This window comes from Candidatus Methylomirabilota bacterium (genome assembly GCA_036005065.1).
Lineage (GTDB): Bacteria > Methylomirabilota > Methylomirabilia > Rokubacteriales > DASRDR01 > DASYQW01.
The window spans coordinates 1-6,473 of record DASYQW010000154.1 but is presented as its reverse complement, the minus strand read 5'-3'; the positions used below and the strand labels follow the sequence as shown (position 1 = coordinate 6,473).

Annotated in this window: 5 protein-coding genes; 3 read left to right on the top strand and 2 right to left on the bottom strand. The window is 69.7% G+C overall.

Annotated elements, in window-relative coordinates; genetic code table 11:
• Positions 1–489: C39 family peptidase (locus tag VGW35_10915; GenBank protein HEV8308168.1), on the bottom strand; the 489-nt coding region annotated here is incomplete at its 3' end.
• Positions 490–925: 436 nt separating this feature from the next.
• On the opposite strand from VGW35_10915, the gene VGW35_10910 reads away from it, so the two are divergent.
• The 3 genes from VGW35_10910 (at position 926) to VGW35_10900 (ending at position 5,438) form a co-directional block, all read left to right on the top strand.
• Positions 926–1,825 (top strand): hypothetical protein, encoded by a 900-nt coding sequence (locus VGW35_10910; protein HEV8308167.1) that lies wholly within the window; start codon positions 926–928, stop codon positions 1,823–1,825.
• A gap of 567 nt (positions 1,826–2,392) precedes the next feature.
• Positions 2,393–2,836, top strand: a complete 444-nt coding sequence (mscL, locus tag VGW35_10905) for a large-conductance mechanosensitive channel protein MscL (protein ID HEV8308166.1) — start codon at positions 2,393–2,395, stop codon at positions 2,834–2,836.
• A 76-nt stretch (positions 2,837–2,912) separates the two neighbouring features.
• Positions 2,913–5,438: a hypothetical protein gene (locus tag VGW35_10900; protein HEV8308165.1), complete on the top strand. Its 2,526-nt coding sequence runs from the start codon at positions 2,913–2,915 to the stop codon at positions 5,436–5,438.
• Here the strand turns inward: VGW35_10900 and VGW35_10895 are convergent.
• On the bottom strand, positions 5,425–6,473 hold a 1,049-nt coding region (locus VGW35_10895), incomplete at its 5' end, for a CARDB domain-containing protein (protein ID HEV8308164.1). The genes VGW35_10900 and VGW35_10895 overlap by 14 nt on opposite strands.

Sequence of the window (6,473 nt, the reverse complement as noted above, 5' to 3'; positions counted from 1 at the left end):
CCGGTAGGCGGTGGTGCCGGAGTGAAGGACCACGGCCTCCGACCGGTCGTCGTAGCCCAGGAGGACCGCGAAGTGGGGGATCGGATACGTCGCCACGCCGAGATCCTGGAACACGATCAGCGGCCGGCCCATGCTCAGCTCCTCCTTCGCTCGGGCGAGCGTGCCGGCGAAGGAGCGGGCCTGGAATCCGCGGCGGCGAGCGTAGAACTCGAGGTCGAAGTTCAGCGTGCCCCGAACGGACGGGATATAGAGCTCGCGCGCGATCTCGTCCTCGCCGATGCCGGCGCCGTAGTACCGCAAGACCATGGCCAGGGCGGCGGGGCCGCACTGGAACTCCTCCTGGGCGATGAAGGGCACGGTCGTGATCAGGTGGCCGTGGCCCGCCGCCACGTCGGCCCGCACCGCGTCGAGGCTCAGGGAGGCACAGCCGGCCGTGAGAAGGAGCGTCGCGACGACGAGCGCGCAAACCAGTCGAATCCGCTCGCGCATCGCCCCTCGCTATACACCCGGGTCTGCGATCGCTTCGGCGCCCGTGGCGCCCATCGGCAGCGTGCCATCGCGGTCGGGCGCCGAGGCCAGACGGATCGTTAGAGGTCGCGGAAGCGGCGACTCGCGTGATCCGAGCGGATCAGGGGTCGCTACAATCCCGGCAGAAGCCACAGTTTCTGCACACGATCTTGCACTGTCGCTCTTCCATCCGCTCGCCGCAGCAGTCACACACGTAGGTCCATTCGTTGGTCACAGAGGGGCGCGACTCTCGGCCTCGATCATCCATGAGCGGTAGGTTCTCACCGCCGGCAGGCGGAAGTCAATATCACGGATGCCGTAGACTAGAAGGGTCCATGGAGGAATGGAGCGATCCCGAGGCCCGGTGTGTGGGGTGTCTACTCTCGCCCCCGGTGCCCAGTACAGGAACCGAGACCCGATGACGATCGAAGACGCCCTGCGGCAGGCCCTCGCTGAGGCGCCGCGCGGGCGGGTCAGCTTCCCCCGCGACCTCCAGGGCTTCCCGGGCGTCGTCCATGGCGGCGCAGTCGCCGCCCTGTTCCATCGCGTCACGACCCCGCGGCCGCCGGTCCAGCTTCGCGTGGACCTCGCGCGTGGAGTCCCGACCGACACGCCCCTGCGCCTGACCACCGGCAGCACCGGGCCGCTGGCCCGGGTCGCCCTCGCCCATGACGACCGGCATCTGGCCGAAGCCACGCTCTCCCGGCAGAGCGTCCCTGCCCTCGACCCGGGCCCGACGGTGAAAGCGTGGAAGATGGAGCGGACGGCTGCCGGTGAGCTCCCGGGAACCGCCACGTGCCTGGCCTGTGGGTCGGCGAATCCCCTGGGCCTCGGGATCCACTTCCTGTTCGACGACCGCTTCCTCTGGCGCGAGTACACGCCCCCCGAGCGCTACCGCGCCGCCGACGGCTCCCTTCACGCCGCACTGGCCACCATCGCGCTCGACGAACTGGGCTGGTGGCTGGGAGCGCTCGCCCAGGGCGAGTGCGGGGTGACGACGGAGGTCACGGTCACCGTGTTCCGGCGCCTCCCATTCGGGCCGGTGCTCGTCCTCGGCGATCGCACCGGGGTCCGGACGGACGACGACCCGCGCGGGCGGTACGCGCGCGCGAGCGGCCTCCTCCTCCTCGCCGCCGACGAGACGCTCCTGGCCGCCGCGGACGTGCGCTTTGCCGGCAGCCGAGCCTACACGCGGCGCCTCGTCCCGGCGTTCCTGGAGACGACCGACCCCGAAACCCTCGTCCGGCTCTTTCCGAGCGCGCGCGACCTGGCCTCCGGGGAGCGTCCGAGGCCGATTCGTCCCCCCGCTGACAGTTGAGATTTTTGCTTGCAACCTCCCGCGGATGCGGTGAAAATGCCACCGGGGATTTCGGTGGCCATGAAAAGCATCATCGTCTATACCCGGGACGTAAAGCCTCAGAATCTTTATCCAAAGCGGATCATTTCGCCACCGGCCCCCAACAAGTGCTGTCCCGGAAGGATGGAGGTGCTCGGCCGTCCACGCATGGACGAGCAGGGGCGGCGGTTTTGCTATAAGCGATGCAAGGTTTGCGGCTTCGCCCTGCGCTATTTCCTCGAGCCGGTGCCCTCGGTGCTGGTTGCCCAGAACCCCGACCCGAAGGCGCGCAAGCCCGCGCCGGCAAAGGACTCGGCCAAGGAGAGGACGACCGGACATCCCGGCCATCCGCCGGACCGTCGTTCCCAGCCCGCGCCGCGGAAGCCCGCTCCGAGCCGTCACGTCCCGAGGAAACCGCCCGCCCGCCGGCCTCACGCCGCCCAGGTGGCCCGGAAGACCAGCGCCAGGCGCCGCCGGTAGGCCTGCGTGCCGATCCGGCCTCGCCCCGCGAGTCCCTGGCCCGCTCGGTAACCCTCGGGGGGATCCGCCATGCTGAAGGAGTTCAGAGAGTTCGCGCTGCGCGGCAACGTGGTGGACCTCGCCGTCGCGGTCATCCTGGGCGCCGCCTTCGGCCGGATCGTCAGCTCGTTCGTCAACGACATCGTGATGCCGCCGATCGGCCTCATGGTGGGCGGAGTCGATTTCGCGACCCTGTTCATCAATCTCGGGAGCCAGCCCTACGCCACCCTCAAGGACGCGAAGGCCGCCGGCGCCCCCACGATCAACTATGGTCTCTTCTTCCAGACCATCGTCGATTTCCTCATCATCGCCTTCGTGATCTTCCTGGCGGTCCGGCAGATCAACCGCCTGAAGCGACCGGCCGCCGTCCCGGCGTCCCCGACCCGGGAATGCCCGCATTGTCTGACCGCCATTCCCCTCAAGGCGACACGGTGCGCCCACTGCACCTCCGACCTTGCGGTCGCAACGCGGTAGGGGGTCGGACGTTGCTTTCGCGACCAAGGATTTTCCTCCCCGGTGGGGAGCCACGTGTGGATAGAGGTGATTGCGCATGGCGTATCCGATCGAGTGGCACTTTTGGCCCGCCGAGCAGCTGGTCGATGCCCTGCCCGAGCTCGTCGCGACGGTCGAGTCCCGCCTGCCCGAGTTCCCCGAAGAGCACCGGGAGAAGAACCGCGCCGCCGTCGAGTCCCTGAGAGCCGACCCGCCGACGGCCGCCCAGGTCCGCGACGGATCCCGGTCCCGCGACCTGGTGACCCTCGGCTTCGCCCTCGATGTCCTGGGCCGCCGGATCGCGAGCGCGGGACACATCGAGGCGAGCCTCCGGCTCTTCCAGGCTGCCCACGAGATGTTCCGGGGGGGCAACCCCCTCGTCCGGGCGACGAAGCCCATGCGGCAGACGCTCGGCAACGCGCTCAAGGTGCTGGTGCTGGACGAGATGGCCCGGATCCGAGCCGGTGAGGTGACCGCCGGGGCGGTCCACGAACGGCTCCAGGCGCTGGTGACGTCGGCCTGGGGCGTGGTCCCCCCCCAGCTCGCCCTCGGGATCAACGAGATGCTCCTGACCGACCTGGAGCGCGTGCGGGCCGCGGGTGAGGACGACCCCGTGTTCCAGGAGCGGATGATTCGCGACAACATCGAGACGGTCCTGGCCATGGAGATCCCGACCCGGCTGGAGAAGGTCCGGAAGCGCTGGGAAGAGATCGGCGCCCAGGTCGCGCCGGCCGTCGCCCGCCTGGCGCAGCGGGGGCTGCGACGCCCCGAGGACCTCTCGGCGCTGCTGGCGCCATCGGTGTGGACGGCGATCCGGCAGGCGGTGGAACGCGGAGACGTCGAGGCGCTCGGCCACGCCCTGGAGGAGTCCGCCGACGAGCTCGAGCTGAACCTGCGCCTCCGCCTCGACGCCAAGCCCGAGTTTCGCGAGCCCGCCTCGGAGCTCCGCGTGGCCGGCGGCCCCGACGCCGCTTTCGCCGAGGCGCGGGGCCTCCTCCTGCGGCAGGACGCCCAGGCGCTCGAGCTCTTCAACAACATTCACTACCGGCGCAGCAACAACACCATCGCCAAGGAATGGTACGCGTACGCCCTGAGCCTGTTCGGGCGAGCGACCGACATCCACGACATCATCGAGCTCCTGGAAGACGCCATCGCGTCCGAGCACTACCGGCCGGCCCGGGGGTGGACGGCCCGCTGGAATCTGGCCTGCGCGCTCCGGCGGCTTCCCTCGCGGGCCGCCGAGGCCCTCGACGTGCTCCTCCCGGCGCTGGAGAACGACGCCCACACCTCCGAGGTGTTCGAGCTGTGCCTCTTGTGGGCGCTCGAACAGAGTCGGCAGGACGTGCTCGGCTCGCTCTTCCTCAAGTCCCGCTACTACGAAGCGCACCTCCTGGCCGCGCTCCAGGACGTCGAGGCGCTCCGCGAGGGGCGGGGTCAGTCGAGCTTCGGAGACCACTTCCGTCGGATCAACCGGATGCTGCGGGACCCCGACCGGATCTTCCCGGACCCCAAGGAGCGGCTGACCTTCGACGAGCTGGACCGGCTCACGCGGGACTTCATCGAGACCTCTCTGAGCGCGGCGGGCGTCGAGTGGTTCCGGCAGCGCGTCTCCTACGGGGCCGAGGGCCGGGTCTTCAAGAACTGGGAGTGCGCCGCCGCCCTCAACGAGGCCGCCTCGGACCTCGAGGCCGCCTGGCGCTGTCGCCAGCAGAGCTGGAAGGCCACCCAGCCCAAGAAGAACGTCGATCCTCGCAAGAAGACCCAGGTGCTGCGCGCCCTCCTGACCTGGGGACAGCGGCACGGATTCCAGGAAGACGCGCTCCGGACGCTGAAGCAGAGCTGGCGGGACACGAGCATGTCGGAGGCGGACGCGAGGATGTGGGAGGAGCGGCTGCTGGCGCGCATCCGGCCGGCCGGCGACCTGTCCCCGGCCTCGGGCCCGGCGCCCGATGCGCCGGCCGACGAGGTCGAGGCGGCGCCCGGCGCGCCGGCGGCCACCAGCGCCCGGCGTGCCGATCGGGGCGGACCGGAGGCGGCGCCGCGCCGTCAGCCGCTGGCGCTCATGCTCGACTGGGAAAACGTCAAGATCAGCCTGGCCGATGTTCTCGAGGAGATGCCGGAGGCCAGGGCCCAGCTCCTTCGGCCGCGTCTGGCCGGGCCGGAGCTGGCCACGCGTCTGCTCGATGCCGCCTGGCGCCACGGCGTCCCGAGGCAGCGCTGGGCCGTGGCCGACTGGGACCGCCCGTTCTTCGAGGGTGACCAGAAGGCCGTGAAGAGCGCCCGGTACTGGTCGGACATCGCCGGTGGCGAGAAGTTCAACGCGTCGGACCACGTGCTGCGGGAGAAGATCCACCAGATCCTGCGCGAGCACCCGGAGATCGGCGTCTTCGTGATCGGGACCGGCGACGGCGACTTCCACGAGGCGATCAAGACCCTCCAGCAGCAGGGCAAGCAGGTCATCCTGTGGTCGACTCGCCGCGCCATCAATGGCGTCTACGGCGAGAGCCTCAAGGGACCGGATCGGATTCAGATCGAGTGGCTGGAGGACCTCGTCTTCGGGGACGGCGCCGTCAGCGGACCCTGACGGCGGCGGCTGACGCGCGACAGTTGTTCCGCTCGTCGACTTCCGCCACCTTGCCCGTGTCATCGGCGCAGGCCAGGAGGAAATAGGTCCCGACCGGGACGGTCGACGGGATGGTGAGCACGACCCGCCCCGTCGACTGCGTCCCCGGCGCGAGCCCTCGCACGGGGCGACTTCCCGCGAGGAGACGGTCCCCGGAGTTCCGCGACCGATCCAGTGACAGGTAGTAGCGCGTCACCGAGGCCCCGACTGGGGAACTTCCCCGGTTTCTGACCGTGTCCGTAACCGTGAAGGCGTCTCCGCGTGTCGCTCTGGCCGGAGGGTTCGAGACCGCCGTCGTCACCAGGTCGGCAGCCCGCACTGATACCGCTTTTTCGGAGGCTCGGCAGTTGTTGATCTCGTTTCCCTCCGCGACACCGCCCAGGTCGTCGGCACACGCCAACAGAAGGTAGGTACCGCGGGGGACGTCCCGGGGAATCCCGACAATAACGGAGTCCGTCGACTCCTCGCCAGGGCCCAGGGCCGGCAGGATCCGACTGCCAACAAGAAGCCGGTCCCCGGGGTCTCGCAGCCGATCGAGCGACAGGTAGTAGCGCGTCGTGGAGGCCGCGGCGGACGCCGTCCCCTGGTTCCGGACGGTGTCCCTCACGCGGAACGCAGCTCCCGGCACCGCGGCCAGCGGCGGGTTGCTCACAACGGTCTCGATGAGGTCCGGAAACGGACACGTCGCGCATCCGATCGTCACCTCGAAGCTGGTGGCGCTCGCCGCCCCCACCGAGACCGTGATGCCACTGGCTGGGTCGCTGAACGTCTCTCCAGGCGTCCACATGGCCCCGTCGTCGTTAGGGTCGCCGTTGCCGTCGGGGTCCACCACTTGCGCGAGGCGATCCCGACGCGTCGTATCGACTCGGTGGATCACGATCGCGTCCCCAGGAATCCCCTCATCGTAGCCGGCCGCGCGCCGCGCCTCGACGGTATAAAATTCCGTGCTCGAGCCGCCGATGGGGATCTGGGCTATCAGGTAATTACCGGAGGCGA